This window comes from Corynebacterium sp. DNF00584 (genome assembly GCF_001552965.1).
GTDB classification, from domain to species: Bacteria; Actinomycetota; Actinomycetes; order Mycobacteriales; family Mycobacteriaceae; genus Corynebacterium; species Corynebacterium phoceense.
The window spans coordinates 135461-158172 of the sequence record NZ_KQ959765.1 but is presented as its reverse complement, the minus strand read 5'-3'; the positions used below and the strand labels follow the sequence as shown (position 1 = coordinate 158172).

At 63.6% G+C, this 22712-nt stretch carries 21 protein-coding genes, 1 tRNA gene and 1 pseudogene; 15 read left to right on the top strand and 8 right to left on the bottom strand.

What is annotated here, in order from left to right; genetic code table 11:
* Window positions 1-209, top strand: a 209-nt coding sequence (locus HMPREF0307_RS10720; protein ID WP_156435936.1) for a DDE-type integrase/transposase/recombinase, incomplete at its 5' end; no start/stop codon positions are given.
* A 411-nt stretch (window positions 210-620) separates the two neighbouring features.
* Here the strand turns inward: HMPREF0307_RS10720 and HMPREF0307_RS10715 are convergent.
* A tRNA-Leu gene (locus tag HMPREF0307_RS10715) sits at window positions 621-705 on the bottom strand.
* Window positions 706-899: 194 nt separating this feature from the next.
* Between HMPREF0307_RS10715 and HMPREF0307_RS10710 the strand changes: the two genes are divergently transcribed.
* From HMPREF0307_RS10710 to crgA, 8 genes are all read left to right on the top strand, one after another.
* On the top strand, window positions 900-1730 hold the full coding sequence (locus HMPREF0307_RS10710; RefSeq protein WP_066492833.1) for a DUF3662 and FHA domain-containing protein: 831 nt from the start codon (window positions 900-902) through the stop codon (window positions 1728-1730).
* Window positions 1731-1762: 32 nt separating this feature from the next.
* A complete protein-coding gene (locus HMPREF0307_RS10705) occupies window positions 1763-2212 on the top strand; it encodes an FHA domain-containing protein FhaB/FipA (protein WP_066492831.1) in 450 nt (149 codons plus the stop codon).
* Complete coding sequence (locus HMPREF0307_RS10700; protein ID WP_066492828.1) at window positions 2209-3660, top strand: PP2C family protein-serine/threonine phosphatase; 1452 nt, start codon at window positions 2209-2211, stop codon at window positions 3658-3660. Before HMPREF0307_RS10705 ends, HMPREF0307_RS10700 begins: the two co-directional genes overlap by 4 nt.
* Window positions 3661-5010, top strand: coding sequence for an FtsW/RodA/SpoVE family cell cycle protein (locus HMPREF0307_RS10695; RefSeq protein WP_066492827.1), 1350 nt, complete (start codon window positions 3661-3663; stop codon window positions 5008-5010). It abuts the gene before it with no gap.
* On the top strand, window positions 5007-6443 hold the full coding sequence (locus HMPREF0307_RS10690; RefSeq protein WP_066492826.1) for a peptidoglycan D,D-transpeptidase FtsI family protein: 1437 nt from the start codon (window positions 5007-5009) through the stop codon (window positions 6441-6443). The genes HMPREF0307_RS10695 and HMPREF0307_RS10690 overlap by 4 nt, the downstream gene beginning before the upstream one ends.
* Window positions 6444-6449: 6 nt before the next feature.
* Window positions 6450-7880, top strand: a complete 1431-nt coding sequence (locus HMPREF0307_RS10685) for a serine/threonine-protein kinase (protein ID WP_066492817.1) — start codon at window positions 6450-6452, stop codon at window positions 7878-7880.
* A gap of 48 nt (window positions 7881-7928) precedes the next feature.
* Entirely contained in the window at window positions 7929-9872 is a 1944-nt protein-coding gene (pknB, locus tag HMPREF0307_RS10680; RefSeq protein WP_066492814.1) for a Stk1 family PASTA domain-containing Ser/Thr kinase, read from the top strand.
* Between the two features lie 77 nt (window positions 9873-9949).
* The gene (crgA, locus tag HMPREF0307_RS10675; protein WP_066492811.1) at window positions 9950-10219 is read left to right on the top strand and encodes a cell division protein CrgA; all 270 of its coding nucleotides are present in this window, start codon (window positions 9950-9952) and stop codon (window positions 10217-10219) included.
* 230 nt (window positions 10220-10449) lie between these two features.
* Here crgA and HMPREF0307_RS12700 read toward each other — a convergent pair whose 3' ends face one another.
* Both HMPREF0307_RS12700 and HMPREF0307_RS10665 read right to left on the bottom strand, forming a co-directional pair.
* Complete coding sequence (locus HMPREF0307_RS12700) at window positions 10450-10842, bottom strand: hypothetical protein (RefSeq protein ID WP_077210025.1); 393 nt, start codon at window positions 10840-10842, stop codon at window positions 10450-10452.
* A 3-nt stretch (window positions 10843-10845) separates the two neighbouring features.
* On the bottom strand, window positions 10846-11040 hold the full coding sequence (locus tag HMPREF0307_RS10665; protein ID WP_066492808.1) for a toxin HicA: 195 nt from the start codon (window positions 11038-11040) through the stop codon (window positions 10846-10848).
* Window positions 11041-11478: 438 nt separating this feature from the next.
* Here HMPREF0307_RS10665 and HMPREF0307_RS13470 point away from each other — a divergent pair, with 438 nt between their 5' ends.
* A complete protein-coding gene (locus HMPREF0307_RS13470) occupies window positions 11479-11826 on the top strand; it encodes an integrase core domain-containing protein (protein WP_066492806.1) in 348 nt (115 codons plus the stop codon).
* Between the two features lie 377 nt (window positions 11827-12203).
* Here the strand turns inward: HMPREF0307_RS13470 and HMPREF0307_RS10655 are convergent, their stop codons facing one another.
* Window positions 12204-12875: a rhomboid family intramembrane serine protease gene (locus HMPREF0307_RS10655; RefSeq protein ID WP_066492804.1), complete on the bottom strand. Its 672-nt coding sequence runs from the start codon at window positions 12873-12875 to the stop codon at window positions 12204-12206.
* A 131-nt stretch (window positions 12876-13006) separates the two neighbouring features.
* Complete coding sequence (locus tag HMPREF0307_RS10650; protein WP_066492859.1) at window positions 13007-13537, bottom strand: peptidylprolyl isomerase; 531 nt, start codon at window positions 13535-13537, stop codon at window positions 13007-13009.
* A gap of 80 nt (window positions 13538-13617) precedes the next feature.
* On the opposite strand from HMPREF0307_RS10650, the gene HMPREF0307_RS10645 reads away from it, so the two are divergent.
* Window positions 13618-14259: an HAD family hydrolase gene (locus HMPREF0307_RS10645; RefSeq protein ID WP_066492803.1), complete on the top strand. Its 642-nt coding sequence runs from the start codon at window positions 13618-13620 to the stop codon at window positions 14257-14259.
* Between the two features lie 12 nt (window positions 14260-14271).
* Here HMPREF0307_RS10645 and HMPREF0307_RS13595 read toward each other — a convergent pair.
* The 3 genes and pseudogenes from HMPREF0307_RS13595 to HMPREF0307_RS10635 form a co-directional block, all read right to left on the bottom strand.
* Window positions 14272-14370, bottom strand: a pseudogene (locus HMPREF0307_RS13595) (DUF4143 domain-containing protein); the annotation flags it as partial.
* A gap of 187 nt (window positions 14371-14557) precedes the next feature.
* Window positions 14558-16864, bottom strand: a complete 2307-nt coding sequence (gene metE, locus HMPREF0307_RS10640) for a 5-methyltetrahydropteroyltriglutamate--homocysteine S-methyltransferase (protein ID WP_066492801.1) — start codon at window positions 16862-16864, stop codon at window positions 14558-14560.
* Entirely contained in the window at window positions 16861-17772 is a 912-nt protein-coding gene (locus HMPREF0307_RS10635; protein ID WP_066492800.1) for a methylenetetrahydrofolate reductase, read from the bottom strand. Before HMPREF0307_RS10635 ends, metE begins: the two co-directional genes overlap by 4 nt.
* Window positions 17773-18009: 237 nt before the next feature.
* Between HMPREF0307_RS10635 and HMPREF0307_RS10630 the strand changes: the two genes are divergently transcribed.
* From HMPREF0307_RS10630 to HMPREF0307_RS10615, 4 genes are all read left to right on the top strand, one after another.
* Window positions 18010-18891, top strand: a complete 882-nt coding sequence (locus HMPREF0307_RS10630) for a hypothetical protein (RefSeq protein ID WP_066492797.1) — start codon at window positions 18010-18012, stop codon at window positions 18889-18891.
* Window positions 18892-19053: 162 nt separating this feature from the next.
* The gene (locus HMPREF0307_RS10625; protein ID WP_066492794.1) at window positions 19054-19257 is read left to right on the top strand and encodes a hypothetical protein; all 204 of its coding nucleotides are present in this window, start codon (window positions 19054-19056) and stop codon (window positions 19255-19257) included.
* A gap of 63 nt (window positions 19258-19320) precedes the next feature.
* Entirely contained in the window at window positions 19321-20898 is a 1578-nt protein-coding gene (locus HMPREF0307_RS13490; protein ID WP_066492791.1) for an ABC transporter transmembrane domain-containing protein, read from the top strand.
* Entirely contained in the window at window positions 20895-22700 is a 1806-nt protein-coding gene (locus HMPREF0307_RS10615) for an ABC transporter ATP-binding protein (protein WP_066492789.1), read from the top strand. The genes HMPREF0307_RS13490 and HMPREF0307_RS10615 overlap by 4 nt, the downstream gene beginning before the upstream one ends.
* The last annotated feature ends 12 nt before the right edge of the window (window positions 22701-22712 follow it).

The window sequence follows — 22712 nt, the reverse complement described above, 5'->3', positions numbered from 1 at the left end:
ACCTCAACAACATCCTGGAAGGCGACCATGGTCGGCTGAAGCGGATCCTCGGGCCGAAAGGCGCGTTTAAGAACCGGACATCTGCATATCGGACGTTGAAAGGGATGGAAGCGATGCACTCATTACGGAAAGGCCAGGGCGCGATGTTTGCCTACGGGCACCCGAACCCGGACGCGGTGATCGTCAACCGGGTGTTCGAGGCTGCCTGAGAACGCCGACCCGCAGCGAGCATCAGAGGATGAAAACTGGGTCGTCACGGCTCTCCGCCTGAAGTTTGCAACAGCACCACCTTATCCGCGTCAGCCCAGTCGATTAATTCTTAAATCGGGATTCAGCAACTAGGAAATCCTCCAACACCCCAAGGAAAACATCTCAGTTGGAGGATTCCAATTGCCCCGCAGCGGGAGCAAAAGCCAGGACGTCAGATCAAAATAACAAGCAAAATGACTTATTGACACCATCGAAAACAAGAGTTCGACAGGCGAGAGCGGGAGTTCGGATGTAAATCCCCACACTTGCAATCCCCGACCGCCAAAGTTCACAAAAACAAAGAAACCGGAGGTCACGAACCCTTCCGAGTTTGTGACCTCCGGTGTAGCAGTTTGTTGAACTGCTCACTGTGCCCGGGGCGGGACTTGAACCCGCACGTCCTATAAGGACACTGGCACCTGAAGCCAGCGCGTCTGCCAATTCCGCCACCCGGGCAGGGTTTTGATATGTCTTGGCGACTAAATAAAGATAGCACGGGGGTCAGTGTTTTTAACAAATCCGCAGGCACAGACCAAAAAATCCCCAGCGTGTCCGCACGGTTCTTCGTTGGATCTGCCCATTGCCCCTATACTTAGGCACGTTATTTGATAATCCATTACAAGTCACAGTGGTAAAGGAGGTCCGCGCCAATGGGAATCATGGGCAGGCTCGCAAAGCTTGACTCCGCCATGCAGCGCGGACTCGACAACGGCATGGCGTTCGTCTTTGGCGGCCGCATCGTTCCCGCAGAGATCGAGGAGCTCCTCAAGCAGGAAGCCCAGGACAATCTCACGCGCGGCGACGACGGGTTGCTCTACGGACCCAACGTGGTCACCGTCGCGGTGAGCTCCAAGGATATTGAGAACTTGTCGCGCGACGCTGACCTTCCCGAGCTCTTGGCGGACCAGCTGGGGCGCTTCATGCGCAACAAAGGCTGGGCGCTCGCCGGACCCGTCATCGTCCGCATCGCGGAGGAGTCGGGACTGCGCACGGGACAGCTGCGCGTGTCTTCTTTTATTGACCACGAGCCGGGCGAGGAAACCGGTTACGACGCCATTTTCCACGAGCCCACCCCGCAGGAGGGCGACTCTCAGGAGGACGAGATGACTGATCAGTACAACAATCCCGAAGCCGCAACCACGGCATTCCGTGCCGCGCGCATGCCGGACAATCCCGGCAGCGGCCCGAGCGTCAACCTGCTGCTGCAGGACGGCTCCTCGCGCACCTACCAAGTGCACGAGGGCTCGAATATTATCGGCCGTTCCACGGACGCGGACCTGCGCCTGCCCGATACCGGTGTCTCCCGTCAGCACGCGGAAATCACGTGGAACGGCCAGGACGCGGTGCTCGTCGATCTGCAGTCGACGAACGGCACGACCGTCAACGACACCCCCATTGAAAACTGGCTTCTCGCTGACGGCGATGTGATTACTATGGGGCATTCGCACATCGAGGTCCGTATCACGGGTCTCGATAACTAGATTTTCTTCAATTTCCAGGAAGGCGGCACCACGTGTCCTCCGTTGTATTGCTCGGACTGCGCATCGCAATCCTGGCGCTGCTATGGATTTTTATCCTGGTAGCCCTCAATGCCATGCGCCGTGACGCGAACAAGGCGGCGGCCGTGACGGCATCGGCAAGCCCGGCGCGCACGCCGCACCGCAAGGAGGCGGCGCACCAGATCTCCATCGTGGAGGGCCCGCTGCAGGGCTCCCACATGGCGCTAGGCACGCTCGAGGACCTGGTGCTGGGCCGCGCCAACGAGTGCGACTTCGTGACGGGCGATGATTACTCGTCCGCACGGCATTCGCGGCTTTTCCGCCGCGGCTCCGACTGGTTCGTGGAAGATTTGGAGTCCCGCAATGGCACGTTCGTCAACGGCGTGCGCATTGACCAGCCCGAACGCGTGGGCGTGGGCACGGATATCAAGATGGGTCGAACCACAGTAAGGCTGATGCCATGAAACTCAAAGTAACGGCCCTCTCCGACCGCGGCCTCGTCCGCGGCAATAACGAGGACTCCGCATACGGCGGCACGTGGCTGCTCGCACTCGCGGACGGCATGGGCGGCCACGCGGCCGGCGAGGTCGCCTCGCAGCTCATGATCACGCGCCTCGAGCGGATTGATAAGGACCCGGGCGACAACGACATGCTGTCGATCCTGGCCGCAAGCGCCCGCGATGCGAACGTGGACATCAAGCGCCACGTCGACGAGCACCCAGAGACCGAGGGCATGGGTACGACGCTCAGCGCGCTCATGTTCAACGGCTCCGAGTTCGGCGTCATCCACGTGGGTGACTCCCGTGGCTACCGTCTGCGTGACGGCAAGATCGAGCAGATTACGAAGGACGACACCTTCGTCCAGTCGCTCGTGGACCAGGGCAAGCTCGACCCGGCGGACGTCTCGTCGCACCCGCAAAAGTCCCTGATTTTGAAGGCGTATACCGGCCACGACGTCGAGCCCACGCTGTTTATGCTCGACGCCAAGGTCGGCGACCGCCTTCTCCTGTGCTCCGACGGCCTGTCGGATCCCGTCACGGCGACCACCATCGAGTCCGCGCTCAAGCAGGGCAGCGTGGAGGATGCCGCACAGATGCTCGTCGAGCTCGCGCTGCGTTCCGGCGGCCCGGACAACGTGACGGTCGTTATCGCCGAGGTCGTGGAGGGCTCCAGCGAAGCTTCGTCCCCGCACCTCGTGGGCGCTATCGCCGGCGAGCTGCCGGAGCCCACGCATCCGGATTCCGCGGCCTCGCGGGCGGCGAAGCTTAACCGCGCCGTCCCGTCGACCACCGCACAGACCATGGCGCATGTCGGCGATAAGGACGGTGAGGGGGGCTCCGAGGATTCGGAGCCTGCCCCACGGGGCAAACTCGGCTGGATCGTGGTCTCGTCCATCCTCGTCGTCCTCATCGCCGTCGTCGCCGCCGGCCTGTGGGCGAAGAACGCCATGACGGACCGCTACTACGTCGCCACGGACGGAGAGATCACCGTCCAGCAGGGCACGGACTTCGAGCTCTTCGGCCGCGCGCTGCACTCCACCTACCAGCACGCCTGCCTCAACGAGAAGGGTGAGCTGGGGCTCAGGACGGCAGACTGCACGGGCGATTTTTCCCCGTTCACGCTCGAGGCCCTTCCGGCCTCGGAGCGCAGCGCGGCGGCCAACCTCGGCGCCGGCTCCTATGACGAGGTACAGGGACAGCTCGTGCGCCTGGCGGAGAAGACCCTGCCGGTGTGCGAGGCGTCGACAAAGCCTGCCGATGCCCCCAAGCGCTCGGCCTCGGCCACCCCGTCGGCTACCACGTCTGCTGCGCCGTCCGCTGCTTCGTCTGCTCAGCCGTCGTCATCGGCGGCTCCGTCGCCCACATCCACAATCCAATCTGAACCGGGAGTTAACTGCCGGGAGGTGAAGTAAATGAAGGCCCGTTTTCGCGGGACCGAGCTGGGGCTGCTGCTCCTCGCCACGGTCGTATTCTCCTTTATTCTCGTCGCTCTCGAACTCTCTCAAGGCAATTCACTCACCACGGAACTGTTCTATCTCATTGGCGGCTTCGTGGGCGTCTTCGCCGTCGCACACATAGCGCTCAGCTTCCTCGCGCCGTGGGCGGACCAAATCATGCTGCCCATCGTCGCCCTGCTCAACGGCATGGGGCTTATCATGCTTGCACGCCTCGACCTCGCCAATGGCTGGGGACTCGCGTCGCGCCAAATCATGTGGACCATCGCGGGCATCGTGCTCTTTGTCCTCGTCCTCGTGCTCCTCCGCGACCACAAATCGCTCACGCGATACTCCTACATCTTGGGTGCGCTCGGTCTTATCCTTCTCGCCCTGCCGCTCGTGTGGCCGCAGCCGCCGGATGCCGAAGCCCGCATCTGGCTGTGGCTGGGGCCCTTCTCCTTGCAGCCGGGCGAGCTGTCGAAGATCCTGCTCATCTTGTTCTTCGCCATGCTGCTCACGCAGAAGCGCTCCCTGTTTACCGTGGCGGGCTATAAGTTCCTCGGCGTCTCGCTCCCGCGCCTGCGCGATCTCGCGCCCATCCTCGTGGTGTGGGCCATCGCGATTGCCATCATGGGCATCTCCAACGACTTTGGTCCGGCCTTGCTCCTCTTCTCGACGGTGCTGGGCATGCTGTACATGGCCACCGGCCGCGTCTCGTGGCTGGCCATCGGTCTCTTCCTGGTCGCCATCGGCGCCTACGGCATCTACCAAATCTCGGACAAGATCCAGAACCGTTTCTCCAACTTCTTGGATCCTTTGGGCAATTATGATTCCGGCGGATACCAGCTCTCGCAGGCGCTGTTTGGCATGTCCTCCGGCGGCATCACCGGCACGGGTCTGGGCCAAGGTCACCCGGAAATCGTCCCCGTGGCGCACTCGGACTTCATCCTCGCGGGCATCGGCGAGGAGTTCGGTCTCATCGGTCTCGGCGCGGTGCTCATCCTCTTCGGCATACTGTGCTCCCGCGGCTTCCACACGGCGCTGCGCGTGCGCGACACGTACGGCAAGCTCGTCGCGGCGGGCCTCGCGCTCACCATCGCCATCCAGGTCTTCGTCGTCACCGGCGGCATCTCCGCACTCCTGCCCATGACGGGTCTCACGACCCCGTTCATGTCCGCGGGCGGCTCCTCTCTCATGGCTAACTACATCTTGCTGGGCATCCTGCTGCGCATCTCCAATTCCGCACGCAGGCCCGCGGTCGAGCACACCGCAGCGCAGTCCAGCGATACGTCCATGTTCCCGGCCGTCCAGGAGGCACACCGATGAACAAGTCGATCCGGCTCGCTGCGATCTTTGCAATCCTGTTGACCGCCATCCTGCTCGTGCGGCTCACCGTCGTCCAGGCTTTCTCCGATGAGAAGTATGCGGATAACCCCAAGAACCTGCGTGGCTTCTACGAAATGCAGACCACCCCGCGCGGGCAGATCTACTCCGGCGGCACCGTGCTCGCCCAGTCCACTGCGGACGCGGAGGGAATTTATACCCGCAGCTACCCGGCGGCATCGGCAGCCTACTCGCCCGTCACGGGCTACCTGTCCTCGCAGTTCGGCGCCTCGGGACTCGAGTCCTCGTATAACAACGTCTTGAACGGTACGGACGACTCACTCATGGGCCAGAACTGGCTCGACCAGCTCTCCGGCAAGCAGCCGCTCGGCGCGAACGTCGAGGTCACCATCGACCCGCAGCTCCAGCAGTTCGCGTACGACCAGCTCACGAACGCTGGCTACAACGGTGCGGCCGTGGCCCTCCAGCCCTCGACCGGCAAGATCCTCGCGCTCGCGTCCTCGCCGAGCTATTCCGCCGCGGACGTCACCAACGAGGACACCGGCGCGGACACGTGGGCGCAGCTCCAGGAGCAACCTGGCAACCCGCTCATCAACCACGCGACGCAGGAGACACTGCCTCCCGGATCGATCTTTAAAATCATCACCTCGGCCGCGGGACTCAACAACGGCTTCACGCCGGACTCGACGCTCACGGGCCAAAATTCGATCACGCTACCCGACAACGTGACGACGCTGACCAACTACGGCAACCAGATGTGCGGCGGCTCCGCGCAGGTCACGCTGCGCACCGCCTTCTCCCTGTCGTGCAATACCGCGTTTGTGGAGATGAGCGAGTCCATCGGCGCGGACGAACTGCGCAAGTACGCAGACGCTTTCGGCGTGGGCCAGGACTATGACTTGGGTGTCGACATGTCCTCCGGCACGCTGGGCGATCTCGCGGATGCCTCCGCCACCGCGCAGTCCGCCATCGGCCAGCGCGACGTCACCATGTCCGCGCTCCAAGCGGCAAGCATGGCCTCCACCATCGCCAACAAGGGTGTGCGCATGACGCCGTACCTCGTCAACAAGGTGACCAACGCCCAGATGGAAGACGTCACCGTCACCAAGCCCAAGGTCGCCGCCACCGCCATTTCCGAGGAGACCGCCGCAACCATCCAGGACCTCATGTTCGGCTCTGAGCAGGCCACCTACGGCTATGACGGCAACGGTTTTGCCTCGAAGACGGGCACGGCCGAGCACGGAGATGGACTTCCCCCGCACGTCTGGTACGTCGCCTACGACCCGGAGAAGGACATCGCCGTCGCCGTCGTCGTCAAGGACGGCGGCCACCTCGGCGAGGGCGCCACCGGCGGCCAAGTCTCGTCCCCCATCGGCCGCGCAATCCTGCGCGCTTACACCGGAACGGAGGGCTAGTCGCCCATGGAACAGGAACGCTTGCAAGAGCTCATCGGCTCCGATTACACCCTCCAGTGGGTCATCGGCCACGGCGGTATGTCCACCGTGTGGCTCGCGGATGACAACGTCCACCAGCGCGAGGTCGCCATCAAGGTGCTGCGCCCGGAATTCTCGGACAACAAAGAATTTCTCGGCCGCTTCCGCAACGAGGCACAGTCCGCCCAGCAGATCGACTCGGACAATGTCGTCGCCACCTACGACTACCGGGAGCTCAAGGACCCGAACGGCGCCATGTTCTGCTTCATGGCGCTCGAATACGTCCGCGGCGAGTCCCTCGCGGACCTCCTTGCCCGCGAAGGCGCGCTGCCCGAGGCACTCGCCCTCGACGTCATGGAACAGGCCGCGCACGGTCTCTCCGTGATCCATCGCATGGGCATGGTCCACCGCGACATCAAGCCAGGCAACCTGCTCATCACGCAAAACGGCCAGGTGAAGGTCACCGACTTCGGCATCGCGAAGGCCGCGGCCGCTGTCCCGCTCACCCGCACCGGCATGGTCGTGGGCACCGCGCAGTACGTCTCCCCGGAGCAAGCCCAAGGCCACGCAGTGTCCCCGGCCTCGGACGTCTACTCGCTCGGCGTCGTCGGCTACGAGATGCTCTCCGGCAAGCGGCCCTTCTCGGGCGACTCGTCGGTGTCCGTCGCGCTCGCCCACATTTCCAAGGTCGCTGAGCCGCTGCCCACCACAATTTCCGCGCAGGCCCGCGAGCTCATCGGCATCGCGCTGCGCAAGGACGCCGCGCGCCGCTACGCGGATGGCAACGAGTTCGCGCTCGCCATCTCCCAGGTTCGTTTTGGCAAGCGTCCACCCGAGCCGGCCGGCGCTCCGGTTCCCGATATCGCCGAGCCGCCCTCACCCACCGCGTCGACGGAGATGCTCGCCAATGCGGCGCAGCCCACCACGACGCAACCGGCCGCAGTCGCGGTCTCAGAGAAAAAGCCCATCCTCCCCTGGATCCTCGGCGCCGCTGCCCTCCTCGGCGGCGGCATTTGGGCAGCGACGGCACTCACCGGCGGTGACGACGGCGAATCAACAGAGCCAACCTCCGCAGATCCCATCGTCGTCACGGAAACCGTTTCGTCGACGGAAGACGAGCAACCTGATCGCTCCACGGCTCCGGCAGCACCGACCAAGTCCCAACGCACGCCCACACACCGCACGCACGAGGCACCCACCGTGACGGAGACGAAGGCTCCGGCTGAGCCGCCTGCGGAGGAAGAGCAGAAGCCGCCCGCTCCCGTGGATGAAACGACGCAGGAGGAACAACCCGAGTTCACCACGCAAGCTCCCACAACCACGGAGGCTCCCAATACCGTGGAAACTGAGGTCAACCCATTAGACTCTTTAAGCGTTAACCCGACGCATTTCGCAACAAACCCCAGCGCGACTCTTTAATATGGCAAGTCACCGTTAAGGAACTTGTCAGGAAGGTATGCAGAAGTAATGCTCAATGACCGTTATTCGCTTGGCGAGGTCATCGGCTCCGGCGGCATGTCGGAGGTGTACGCCGCCGAGGACACGAGCCTCGGCCGCAGCGTAGCGGTAAAGATGCTGCGCCCCGAAATGGCACGGGACGTCAACTTCCGTGAGCGCTTCCGCCGAGAGGCCCAGAACTCCGGCAAGCTCAATCATCCCAATATCGTGCAGGTCTTCGACACCGGCGAGGACATGTCCTCCAATGTTGCCATCCCGTACATCGTGATGGAACGCGTCAACGGCCGCACGCTGCGCGACATCATCACCGAAGACGGCCCCATGACCCCGGAGGAGGCTGCGGAAATCCTCAAGCCGGTCGCGGACGCGCTCCAGGCCTCCCACGAGGCCGGCATTATCCACCGCGACGTCAAGCCGGCGAATATCATGCTCACCAACACCGGCCAGGTGAAGGTCATGGATTTCGGCATCGCTCGTGCCCTCGATGACTCGACGTCCGCCATGACGCAGACCTCCGCTGTCATCGGCACCGCGCAATACCTCTCGCCGGAGCAGGCCCGCGGCAAGACGGCGGACGCCCGCTCCGATGTCTACGCGCTCGGCTGCGTGCTCTACGAGTCCGTCACCGGCCGCACGCCCTTTGAAGGTGAGACCCCCTTCGCCGTCGCCTACCAGCACGTCCAGGAGGATCCGGTTCCTCCGTCCGAGTACATCGAGGAACTCTCCCCCACCCAGCGCGTCAATATCGACGCCGTCGTGCTCACCGCCATGGCCAAGCACCCGGCAGACCGTTACCAGTCCGCATGGGAGATGGCCGGCGATCTCGAGCGCCTCTCCCGCGGCGCCGTCACCCAAGCCGCGCGCACGCACATTTCCGCAGAAGACGACGCACCGACGACGATCACGCACGCGCCGGTCGCTTCGACGCGCCCCACGGGCACTGAGAAGTCTGGCTCCGGCCTCAAGTGGCTGGCTGCTCTGCTCGCCGCCGCGCTCATCGGAACCGTGGGCTACTTCGGCTGGGACTTTTACCAGAACTCCCGGGACCTCAAGCAGCAAGAAGCTGACCGCCGCGCCGAGGCCGCGCGCCAGGCAAACATGGTCATCATCCCCGAGGTCGAGAACCGCCCCCGCGCCGAGGTCGTCAAGGAACTCGAGGAGATGGGCCTGCTCGTCCAGGTAAACCAAGAGCCGAATGACGACGTCGCGCGCGACCGCGCCATCCGCATCAACCCTGCGGCAGGCTCGGAGTTGCAAAAGAACTCCACGGTCATCCTCACCGTGTCCTCCGGCAAGGAGATCACGGACGTTCCGGATATCACGGGCATGAACGTCGACGAGGCCACCCAAGCCCTCACGGACGCAGGCCTGGAGCTCGATGACACCGTCACCGAGGAATCCAATAAAGACATCCCTACGGGCCAGATCATCTCGCAGAACCCCGCGGGTGGATCCCAGCTGTCCAAGGGTTCCAAGGTCCGCATCACCGTGTCTACCGGCCCGGAGGATGTCTCCGTTCCGGATATAAAGGGCCTCAACGTCGAGGACGCCAAGTCCACCCTCGAGGGCCAGGATCTCAAGGTTCAGATCCAGATGGTCGACTCCACCAAGCCGGAAGGCACGGTGCTCTCCATGCCGGATACGTCGAACGCCAAGGCGGGCGACACCATCACCCTCCAGGTCTCCAACGGCATGCTCATTGCGGTGCCCGATCTCGTCCGCATGACGGAGTCCGATGCCAAGTCGGCCCTCAAGCAGTTGGGCTGGACCGGTTCGTTCACCAAGGGCGAGGTCGTCAACACGCCGGTGCCCACGGACGCTGGCCGCATCGCATGGTCCTCCGCCCAGTCTGGCCAAACCATCCGTAAGGACGCCGATATCCAAATCCGCGAATGGAAGTTCCTCAGCGATTTGGGCAACGCCTTCAACTCGGTTACGAATGGTGGCCGCTAAGCGTGAGCTAAAGCTGCTGGTACAGTAGTCGTATTCAAGGAAATAACTCCCACCGCACATCAAAATGAAGGTACACCATGCCGAAGTCTAAGGTTTCGAAGAGCTCGACCCCTCAGGTCACGAGCACCTCAGCCAACCGCACCCCGGTCAAAATCAATAACGAGGGCACACCAAAGTGGTACATCGTCCTCATGCTGGGCCTCATGATCCTCGGCCTCGCCTGGATCATCGTCAACTACCTCGCCGGCGAGGATATCTCGTTCATGGCCGAGCTCGGCCCCTGGAACTATGGCATCGGCTTCGGCCTCGCCATCGTCGGCCTCCTCATGACGATGGGCTGGCGCTAACCGCCTCCCTGCCCTCTCACGACGCCCTGGGAAACCCAGGGCGCCTTTTTGTGCTTTCCGATGCCCCCTCTCTCCTCACCGTCCCAGTGGCTCATGGTGTGAGCTGAAGCGTCGCCACAAATACGAATCATCCACCCCAAACCGCAAAAATACACAAACCACCACCACTCTCCAGACGCGAAGCGGCCAAGCCACGGAGTACTCCTGCTGCTTGCAGCTGCCGCGCATACTTAGGCAGTGCTGGTTTTCGCTTTGAGTATTTGCCCCACCCTGCCGTAGGTGATGCCAAGAAGGTAGGCGATATCGCGGTAGTTGTACCCACCATCCGCTAGCCGCCGAGCATGTTGCGACATATTGGCAAGCTCATGAGCTTCACGCTCGCGGATGGCGGCAAGTTGGTCGCGGGTAGCTTGAGCTTGTTGCTCTACTTCACCAACAAGGTCAAGATGAACGATAGCTGTTTCGGGCGAATCGGTAAGCTCCGGGAAAAGGGCGAGAGCGTCACGGATTTCTTCTTGAATCTGGTCAAGACGACGCGCCTGAACGATAACGCCAGGGTCTTCGACTAGCTGGGCAACCCACCAGTTCTCGCCGCGCTCAACACAGGCAGTAAACGTATTCATGTCCTACTGTTCCATTCCGATTTGCTTGTAGATTTTACGAGCCATGAGATTGTCAATCTCCTTATGGCGCCCCACGGTGGTGTACTTCTCGCCAACCCAGATTCGAGTATGGTTACCGCCCTCTTTAATCGTGAGCGTTTGACCCGTTCTTTTTGCAAAGTCAGCGATGTTTTTAAGAATGTCTTTCCGCTTCGTCACAACGATAGTATAGCAAACTAAACACTTTCAAGTATAGTCCGATATACTTACTTCCGATTGGGCTGACCAACTTCGGCTACTGCCGGTGAATATAAAAGTAGCAATGCAAATAGCTAGTGACATAGCAATTCCTATAGCTATTTGTTTAGCGTCACAGGTTGATGTGCTACTTGCAGCTACTGCGCGCGCCGCCTACGACCGCTCGACCGGCCGCACACCAATGACCGTACCGACTTCCCCCTGGCAACCGTGATTCCCCTCGCCTTGCTGGGGGCCGCTGCGCTCGCGGCTGTGGTCGGCGTCCGTCGGCGACGTGCCTAGCCCGTCAAACAGCTTCGCGATTTCAGGGTTAGCAAGCAACTTTCCTCAATCGCATCAATCTTAGCCTTATCGGCCGAGTCTCGTCGTACCATAGTAGTCATTCTGGCTTGTCTGCTTATGCGGAATGGAACTCCACACACAAACCATCAGACGCCCTCCCGGCTCCGGCAGGACCAGCGTGTTGACCAGCTTATTCACCACAGTGACCGAGGGGTCCAATACTGCGACTCCTATGACAATGCCCTAGCAGAGGCCATAAACAGCCTCTACAAGGGAGAATGCATCCACAACGTCAGCATCCACCCCACAGGCTTCACCACACTCGACGAAACCGAGAAAGCCATCACCAACTGGGTCGGCTGGTACAACAACCACCGACTCCACTCAGCCCTGGGCCACACCAGCCCCGTCGACTACGAGACCGCCTACTGGAACGCACTCTCCACCACGAACATAGTCGCCTGACCTAACCCAAAACCAGAAAACTACCCTCTAGAAAACACGGGGCTTGACACGGTGCGTGCAACAGTCAAATTACAAGAATGTGTTTTTGTGGGACGGGGGCATTTTCACACTTTCCACACGGTGCAGGAAAAGTTATCCACAGGTTGGGGATAAAGGTGTGGATAGTAGAATTCAACAGGTTTCTCCACACCCTGTGGAATTCCCCAATTCCCCTTTTCACACTGTGGTATTTTTCCCACACCCGACTCTGCACCCTGCGCGATCAGGGAAAACTCCGTTCGGATGTTCGGTAAATTACAAAAATGTAGTTATCCACAATGTGGATAACTGATGTGGAAAGATTTCGCACACTTGTCCGCGTGGAAAACACGCGGAGGTTATCCCCAAACTGCTGCTCGCAGTCCAATCCCCGCAATCACAAGGATCCCCACAATAAAAACACCGAGCCAGCGCACCCACACCCGGCGCGCCCGGAGGAACGGCAACAACACCAGCCCCGTCACGAGCCCGCCCACGTGCCCCCACAGCGAGACGCCCGGTGTCATAGCGGTATAGACAACGTTGGCAGCGATAAGGAAGAGTGGCGCCCGCAGATCGAGTCCCTTCGCCCGGTAGACCCCCACCATGAGCGCCATAAGCCCGTAGAGTGCACCGGACGCTCCCACTGTCGGCTGGTCGAAGGCATTCCACAAGATGGCCAAACTGCCGCCCAATCCCGCGCACACATAGGCCGCCGTATAGAGCGCGCTGCCCAGCCATCGCTCCACTTCCCTGCCAATGAGAACGAGGAAGATCATATTGACCGCGAGGTGGCCCAGATCCAGGTGCATAAACATGGACGTCACGGGACGCAACCAATCGGCGCCGCCCGCAAGAACCGCAGGCCCCCACAGCGTCCACTCTGTTGCCAACTCCGAGTCGTAGTAGGCACCCGAAATCGAACGCGCCTGGATGGCTGAGATAATCCATGCTGCCGTGCACAAGAGCACGAGCACCGTCGACGCGGGCGCAACCTTGGCGTACGTCCGGGTCCATTCCTTGATGGTCATGGAGATGTCCTTATTTTCTTCTGGTCTTCTTCAGGCTTCTTCGCGTGGCTTCTGGTCGGCTAAAACCATCAAAGCCCGCGCTGCCAGTAGTGGCAGGCGCGGGCTTGCACGCTCGTGAAGCGCTAACTCACTTAAGCGATGTCGATAGACTCGATAACGACATCATCAACCGGGCGGTCAGCGTAGCCGGTGCGAACGCCGGCGATCTCAGCGACGACCTTCTTGGAGGCCTCATCGGTGACCTCACCGAAGATGGTGTGGTGGTTGTTGAGGTGCGGGGTCGGCGCCACGGTGATGAAGAACTGGGAGCCGTTGGTGCCCGGGCCAGCGTTGGCCATGGCGAAGAGGAACGGACGGTCGAACTGAAGCTCCGGGTGGAACTCATCCTGGAACTGGTAGCCCGGGCCGCCGGTACCGGTGCCGGTCGGGTCGCCGCCCTGGATCATGAAACCGTCGATGATGCGGTGGAAGATGGCGCCGTCGTAGAACGGGCCAGACTGCTCGCCCTTGGCGTTCTGGGTGGAGTAGTCCTTGGTGCCCTGTGCCAGGCCGATGAAGTTCTCAACGGTGACAGGGGCGTGGTTGCCATACAAGTCGATGACGATGTCACCGTGATTCGTGTGCATGGTTGCAGTTGCGGTCTTCTGAGTCATGTCCACCATCATAAAGAATTTCCCGACATGAGGGCGGATCGAAAGTAATGCCGAGAGCGATCACGGCTGCGCACCGTAGGATATGCACCATGTATAAGGCCATTCTCTTTGATCTGGACGACACTCTCCTCGACCATCAGGGGGCATTGCGTGACGGCGTCGACGAATGGTGCGTCTCGCTCGGGTTGCCCACCGGCCAGCACGCGCGCTTCCGCGAGCTGGAGAAGAAATGGTTTGCCGCCTACGAACGCGGCGAGGTGAGCCACCCCGGTCAGCGAGCTGGCCGATGCCGCGACTTCCTCAACCGCCCCGAGATGACCGAGGCCGAAGCGCTCGCTGCCTACGACGGTTACCTTGCGGCCTATGCCCGCAACTGGCGGGCGTTCCCGGATGCCCTACTGGTCCTCGAGCGGGCCCATGCCGCCGGTCTCAAGGTGGGCGTGCTCACCAATGGGGCGCGCGACATGCAGCAAGGCAAGCTCGCCGCGACCGGGCTGGACCTCGACTTCGTTGTACTCATCCCCACCGTCGAGCTCGGCACGCCCAAACCGCACCGCGAGGCCTACCTCGCAGCGTGTTCGATTATGGAATCCTCCCCCGCCGAGACCCTCATGGTCGGCGACTCGCTCGCCAATGACGTCGAAGGCGCCCGAGCTGCGGGCCTCGATGCGCTGTGGTTCGACCGCGCCGGTCGCGGTGATCTCGCCTCCCTCGACGAGCTCACTTTCTAAGCACTCAGTTTTCTACATCCCCAGCAGCGCGAGCGGCACAACGGCAATACCGTCGGGACGGCGGTAGGCCCTATCGCCCGTGGTAATGACCACCGCGTCCGCCATGGCATCGCCCCTGAGATATCACTGTTGCCCTCGAAAAGCTGTGCCATGCTCACGCTCGGTTCGAATCCAGCGCGAACGCATCATCCACGCTCCTACGGACAAAGTCCCAAGACTCGAGCATGCGCTGCCATTCGTCAATGAAGAAACCCCACCGCACGAGGAGTGAGATGCGATGGGGTACGAAGGCGGGACGCTAAACGGTGACGGACACTGTCGCACGAACCTCGTCGCGAGCGAGCACCATGTTGCGCAGTGCTGCTTCGGTCTCGGCATAGCCGCGGGTCTTGAGGCCGCAGTCCGGGTTCACCCACAGGCGCTCAAGCGGGAAGTGGCGCAGTGCCGCTCGGATGAGTTCGGTCATCTCGGCGACAGACGGCACGCGCGGCGAGTGGATGTCATAGATGCCCGGGCCGAGTGCGGAGTAGAAACGCTCGTCCACGTCGGCGAGAAGCTCCATGCGGGAGCGCGCGGCCTCGATGGAGGTGACGTCCGCATCGAGCGCGGCGACGGCCTCGATGATCTGGCCAAACTCGGAGTAGCACAGGTGCGTGTGAATCTGCGTCGTCGGCTTGGCGTCGAGCGCGGCGAGGCGGAAGGAGCGCACGGCCCAGGCGAGGTACTCCGGACGGCGTTCCTCGCGCAGCGGTAGCAGCTCGCGCAGGGCGGGCTCGTCGATCTGAATGATGTCGATGCCGGCCTGCTCCAGGTCGTGGACTTCGTCCGCGAGCGCGATGCCCAGCTGATCCGCGGAGACGGACAGCGGCACGTCGTCACGGTTGAACGACCACGCGAGGATGGTGACCGGGCCGGTGAGCATGCCCTTGACCGGCTTCGTGGACAGCGATTGCGCAAAGGCAGACCACTCGACGGTCATCGCGCGCGGGCGGGAGATATCGCCCACGACCAGCGGCGGACGTGTGCAGCGGGAGCCGTAGGACTGGACCCAGCCGTTGTCGGTGACCACGAAGCCGTCAAGCAGCTCCGCGAAGTACTGCACCATGTCGTTGCGCTCCGGCTCGCCGTGGACGAGGACGTCGAGGCCCAGACGCTCCTGCAGTTCGACGACCGCGCGGACTTCGTCCTTGAGCGCCTCCTCGTACTCGGCGGCCGTGATCTCCCCCGCCTTGTGGGCCGCACGCGTCTGGCGGATCTCCTGCGTCTGCGGGAAGGAACCAATAGTGGTGGTCGGCAGCAGCGGGATGTCCAGGGACTTCTGCGTCTCAGCACGCTCGGCATAGAGGGGCTGGCGCTGCACCTCGCCTGCCGGCAGGGCCGCAGTGCGAGCAGCGACGGCGGCATCATGCGTGCGCTCCGAGGCGGCGCGGGTGCGCACAGCGCGGTCCGCCTGGGCGTAGGCCTCCGGGGCATCGAGGGGTCCGGCGGCCAGCGCCACGACCTCGGCGACCTTCTCGTCCGCGAAGGAGAGCCACGGCGCGACGTCGACGGGCAGGTACGTTTCCGCCGCCACCGTGTGCGGAACGTGGAGCAGGCTCGTGGAAGTGGACACGGAGACCGCGTCCCCGAGCTGCTCGAGCGTGTTCCGCAGCGTGCGCAGATCCGCGGCCCACACGTTGCGGCCGTCGATGAGGCCGGCGACGAGGTGGATATCGCGGAGCGAGGCCACACGGTGCACGTAGTCCGGCTCCTGCGCGAGCGTGCCGACGGCGAGGTCGACATGGAGCGCCTCGGGGGCGGCATCGGCAAGCGCGGCGAGTCCGGCGCGGGCGGCGCCGTAAGGAGTGGAGACGAGAACCTGCGGGCGCTGCTCAGCGCCGAGGATCTGGGCGTAGGCTGCAGCGATGTGCTGTGCGAGGGTCGCGTCGTCGGCGACGGCGAGGTCCGCGACAACGGCGGGTTCGGTGAGCTCAACCCACTCGACGCCGGCGTCGGCGAGGGCGGCGAGGACTGTGCGGTAGGACTCAACGAGGGCATCGAGATGCTCAAGCGGCTGGGACGTGGCACCGTCCGCCTGCTTGGACAGGGCGAGCAGCGTGACGGGGCCGACGAGGGCAGGACGGATGGTGTGACCGGCGGCGCGGGCCTCCTCGACGAGACGAAGCGTGCGCTCGGGACGCGGGATAAAGACGGCGCCGTCGGCAATCTCCGGGACGAGGTAGTGGTAGTTCGTGTCGAACCACTTGGTCATCTCGAGCGCGGGCTGGGCATCATTGCCGCGCGCGAGGGTGAATTCCTCAGCGAGGGAAACCTCTTTGTGGGTGCCAAGGACACCGACGGTGAGCGCGGTCTCGAGCACGTGGTCGTAGACGGCGCCGTCAGCGGGGATGGCGTAGTCCTCGTTCAGGCCGGCGTCGCGAAGGCGCGCATACGTATCTATACGGAGCGCGCGGCTCGCGGCCAGGAAGTCCTCTTCGCTAGCGCGGTCAGACCACAGGGCCTCGAGCGCGAACTTGAGCTCGCGCTGGGCGCCGATGCGCGGGTAGCCCTGGATGGTGGCGGAGGGGAAAGGTGCAGTAAACGGGGTGGAGTGAGGAGTGTTCATGGGTGGATTCCGATTTCTGACAAGATAGTGGTGGTGAGTTCAGCGTCGTTGTGGGTGTACATGTGCAGGCCCGGGGCACCGCCGCGGAGGAGTTCGCCGGCGAGCTGGACCGTGAGTTCGAGGCCCGCGGTGGGGTCCCCGCGCAGGCGCCGCTCAAGGCGGTCTGGCACGGGCACGCCGGAAAGCTCAGACATTCGGTGGACCCGGGCCAGGCTGGTCATGGGCATGATGCCCGGGATAAGCGGAATGTGGACCCCGGCGAGCCGGGCGCGCTGCTGGAAGCGCAGGAAGTCCTCCGCGTCGAAGAAGAGCTGTGTGATGGCGAAGTCCGCGCCCAGGCGTTGCTTGGTGAGCAGGACATCGAGGTCCTCGTCGGGGCTGGCGGATTCCGCGTGGCCGCCCGGGTAGCACGCGACGCCCACGGCGAGCCTGCCGGCTGCAAAGCGTGCGAATTGCTCAGTCTCACGCTGGCGAATGAGGCGGACGAGGGCATCGGCATGCGGGAGATGGTCAGGCGGGAGCGCAGTTTCCCCCTCCGGCAGATCCCCGCGTAGGGCGAGGAGGCCGCGGACCCCGGAGTCGACGAGGCGGTCGATCCAGCCCTCGAGCTCGTGCGTGGGGCCGGCCGTGCAGGCCAGGTGCGCGAGCGGACGCATATCCGTGGCGTGGCTGATGCGCTCGATAAAGGCGGCGGTGCCCTCAAGCCAGCCGGAGCGGCGGGAGCTCGTCACCGCCACATAGTCCGGATCGAAGCGGGCGAGCGTGTCGATGAGCCCGGCGACCTTGGCGTCATCCGCGTCGTGACGAGGCGGGATGACTTCGAAGGACAATGCGACGCGCTGGGCGGTGCGCGTGGGTCGCTGCTCCAAAAGGTCTAGCGGCGCGGAGGCCGAGAAGCGCGGAACCATAGATCATCCTTCCTGGTAGACGGGGTGTGTTGATGCAAAAACGTACCAAGCTGTTCACTTTTGGTGGAACCCTTATATTTTTAATATCACCAATGAATAGTGCACACGCTTGTTAATTAGGTGAAAAGTGCACGAATAAAAATCGGTCTGTAGTTCGGTCCAGATACGCCCCCACCCAGAGTCCGGAAGATAAGTACGCTGGGTGAGGTAGCGAATCAAGCAAAAAAGGAGACCACCATGAACCCGACCTACATCGGACCGGCCCTCAAGGCTGCACAGTCCGCATGGGCCAAGTTCGCCGAGTACCGCGAGGACAAACAACGCGAGGCCTACGACGCGCTCGCCACCGCCGCGGAGACCGCGTCGAGCTCCCCGGACGATAATTTCCCGCGTTCCCGCAAGGAGGCGGGCAGCGTCACCAAGGCGGCGCATGCTCGTCTGGAGCGCACGTTGGCGGAGCTCGCAGACCGCCGCGAAGAGGTCGCCGGGGAATTGGGCGACCGCGTCGCAGAAGCCAAGAAGGCTGGCCGCACCCAGGTCAAGGAGGCGCGCAAGGAGGCCAAGGCCGCAACCAAGCAAGCCCGCAAGGAATCCAAGCGCACCCAGAAGCAGCTGTTTAAGAAGAACAAGCAGGTCTCGAAGAAGATCGAAAAGGCCCGCGCCAAGGCACTGAAGAAGGCCCAGGCCCGCGCCGCGAAGAAGGAGAAAGGCTCGAAGTTCTGGCCCATCGCGGCCGTGCTGGCCGTGATCTCCGCTATCGCTGGCGGCGTGTACTACTGGCTGCGCAAGAACGACACCCCGGCCACCGAGCCGCCGCGCGTCGAGGAATTCGGCGCAGACAAGGTCCAGGGCTCCACGCTGGTCTACACGTCCACCTCGGCAGCCGATGACCTCGCCGATACCCCGGCTGACAAGGCTGCCGTCCACAGCGATCTCGCCGAGGAAGGCGTTGTCGAGCGCGATGAGAAGCTGCTGGGCGACATCGACGAGCAGATTGCCAAGCTGCGCGAGGAGGGCTCCACTACCACGGCCGACCGCATCGAGGCTGAGGCCGAGCGCAAGGGCGTGGACGAGAACTTCGACGGCGCCAAGCACCGTCTCGACGAGGATAATAAGTAGTCCTTTACCCCCGGATGGGCGCAAAATGTGTGCATTCGGGGCCCTGCGCGGGTTGCCTTGATCACTGCGAATTGCAAGTTATCGCACCCCAATGGTTGCATAGACCCCAATCTGAGATGTGATCTTCTCACCTGGTTCTTGGCAACACTGGAGGTACCGCGCATGGCTATCGAAGCTCTGACCGTCACTTTAAAAAACGGCGACGTCTTTTACTTTGACGCGGGCGCAGTGGTCGATGACCCTGTCGCCCGCGTTGATCTCCTCCGCGACGCCATCGACTCCGGTTCCCTGTTCCGTTCCGTCGATACCCACGGCACGCAGCGCGAATTCAACGGCACAGACGTCGCGAGCTACTTCCTGTCCTAGCACCCGTAATGAGTACTTCTAGGGAGTACTCGTGAGGACGAGGACACTTTAAGATTGGGAGCCATGAGCTCTCAGCCCCGTCTCTACCCGCGTCTGAAAACGTGGGCGTGGTACGTGCCGGATGATCCGCCGCACGATGACCCCTCCCTTATCTCTACGACGCCGTGGGACGATCCCACGCGCGCGACGCGCCGCCTGCTCGTGGCGCAGCCGCGCGGCGTCATTGGCATCCTCGTCACGATGGTCATCTCCGCGCCCATCGGCGCGCTCACCTCGCTGCTCATCGGCCAGGCCACCGAGCATGCCTTCACCGAGACCTCCTGGGGGACGCTCGGTTTTCCGGTTCTCGCCGTCATGGTGATCCTCTACGTGCAGTATCTCTCCGAGGCCTCTGCGGATGCTTTTACGGATATGTCGCAGACGCGCACCACGCACACGCTGCGCTTAGGTCTGCTCGACCGTCTTTTGGCCTCTCCCGCCGCGCTCAATCCGGGACGCCTACTCAACACGGTGGACGAAGACTCGGACTTTGTGGGCAAGCTCAAGCAGATCCTCAACTTCCCCATCATGATGGTGGGTTACCTCACCGGCGGCGTCATCGTCATCGCCCCCATCTCCTGGCAAGTGGCCATCGCCATGCCCGTGGGCGCCGTCTGCACCGCGCTGGCCTCGTGGGCGACAGCCGGCCCGCTTTCCCACGCGGCGGCGAAGCGCCGCTCCACGCAGGCCGCCTCGCTCGCCATCGCCACGGACGTGGCGCAAGGAAACCGCGTGGTCAAAGGCCTGGGTGCGGGGCCGGTGGCGCGGGAGCGCTACGGGGCATCGGCAGCAACGGCCCTAAATGCCATGCTCGCCGAGGTCCACCTCATGGCGGTCCTGCAATTCGCACGCCAACTCGTGCCCACCTCTTTTGCCATCGGCATCCTCGTGTGGGCGGGCTGGCAGACCTTCGAGGGCGCGATTAACCCCGGCGGAATGATGACGATCACCATGCTCGTTCCACCCGCGATGACCGCCTTGGGTCATTCGCTGGGCATGCTCACCGAGGTGTGGTCGCGTGGCAAGGCGTCTGCCGTGCGCGTGGGCGCGTTGCTGGACGAGCTCGGCGAGGGCGAAGAGCTCCCAGACGCGGATCCTGGCGAGGTCACCGGTCTCGTCGTGTGGAACCCGCAGACCCCGGCCGCGCGTGCGCAGGTCGCCGCATGGACGCGGCATCTTCAGCGCCATCGCGGCGCGCTGTGCCCGCCGCACCGCGTGAGCGTCCTCGAGGGCACACTGGAGGACAATATCGATCCGGAGGGCACCGCCACTGACGTCGAAGGCGCGCTCGAGGCCGCGGCGTGCTCCGATATTGTGCGCCGCCTGGGCGGCTTCGGCTCCCATGGCGAACTGCCCGCCGCTCCCATTGGCGAGGCGGGCTTGAACCTGTCTGGTGGTCAGCGCCAGCGCGTGGCCCTGGCCCGCGCGCTCGCGGCGAACCCGGATATCCTCGTGCTTGATGAGCCGACGACGGGCCTTGATTCTTTGACTCTCGCCGCCGTCGCGGAACGCACGAAGGAGTTCCGGGCCGGTCGCACGACCGTCGTCATTACCTCTGCGGCCACGTGGGCCGCCAACGCGGACAAGGTGGTGACGCTATGAGAAACCGCCACGTCGACGCCCTCGCCCCCGCCACCCCGCGCGAGTCGTGGCGCCTGCTCAAGTCCCTGCCGTCCGCGCCCTCGCGCGGCTGGCTGTGGCGCATTGCCCTCATCTTCGCCGCCACCATCGTCATGATGAACCTCGGCTCGCAGCTCCTCGGGCGCATCGTGGACCTCATCAATGGAATGTCGCTTCCCGTCCTCGGGTCCGGTCGTTCCGCCATGATTGCGGCTCTCGTGCTCATCGGTCTCGCGCTGCTCGCCGAGCAGCTCGGCCGCACCGTGGGCGGCTACCTCCTCCAGTCTCGCTCTCGGCGCCTGGCCACGGACCTGCGCACGGACGCGCTCGACTCCGTCCTGCGCGCCCCCGTCCCGCGCATCATGGAGCTGGGCACCGGCAACGTCATTACCCGCCTGTCCAAGGACATCGATAACGTGGTCATGGCCGTGTCCATGATGGGCGAGCGCCTCGCCATCACGCTGTTCATCCTGCCGATTACGGCGGTGACCATGCTCTTCATCCATCCGGCCTACGCCCTGCTCTTCCTCGTGGCTGCCGCCATCATGTACCCGTTTATCAAGGGCACCATCCGCGACATCCCTGCCGTGGCCAATTACGTCTCCTCCTCCGAGGCGACCCGCAATAACATCCTGCTCGACACCATCCGCGCGCTGCCCACCCTGCGCGAATACCACCTGGGTCCCTGGGCCACGCGCCGGATGGAGCGCCAGTCCTGGGATACCGTCCAGGCCTGGGCCGATAAGGTTCCGCTCGTCAACCGGATCATCGGCCAAGGCACGCTCACCTTCGGCATTCTCCTGCTCGGTTCCCTCGTGATGTCCGTGCCCATGGTCCACTGGGACTGGATTACCCAAGGCCAGGCCGCTGCCGCGGTCCTGCTCGTCACGCGCCTGGAGATTCACGTCTTCAACATCCTGTTCTTCGCGGGCGAAATCCAGTACGCCGTCACCTCGCTCGGCCGCGCGGTCTCCCTCGCCACCCTCGCGGGCAACGAGGGCACCTCCGAGGGCCCGGTTCTCACCGCGTCCCCGGCCGTCACCATCGAGGGCCTGTCCTACTCCTACCCCGGCGGCGAGCCCGTCCTCCGCCACGTCGATCTGGAACTCGCCGCGGGCACCACGACCGCCTTGGTCGGGACTTCGGGCGCGGGCAAGTCCACGCTCGCCGCGCTCGTCGCGGGCCTGCAGTATCCCAGCGCCGGCCGCATCCGCGTGGGCGGCATCGACACCGCCACGGTGCCCAACACCTGGGTCACCCAGCACGTCGCGCTCGTCACCCAAGACGTCCACCTCTTCTCCGGCACGCTCCGCGAGGATCTCCACATGGCAGGCCCCGAGCTTTCCGATGCCGCCCTCCTTTCAGCGTTGGCCGCCGTCGGGCTTACGCCCGACACGGCCGCCTGGGAGCGCGACCTGCCGCTGGGCCTCGACACTCCCATCGGAGCCGGCAACAACGAGGTGAGCGCCGAGGTCGCCCAGCAGATCTCGCTCGCCCGTATGGTCCTGCGCCAACCGCCGGTCCTCATCATGGACGAAGCGACCTCCGAGGCTGGTTCTGAGCACGCCGCCGTCCTCGAGTCCGCCGCCCGCACCGTCGCCGAGGGCCGCACGACCTTGGTCGTCGCCCACCGCCTCGACCAGGCCCGCGAGGCCGACCGGATCATCGTCATGGAGCAAGGAGAAATCGTCGAGGACGGCAACCACGCCTCGCTCATGGAACTGGGCGGCCGCTACGCCCGCGCCTACCGCCAGTGGGAAGGCTCCTCAACAGAAAGCTCCTAGACTGGGTGGCAT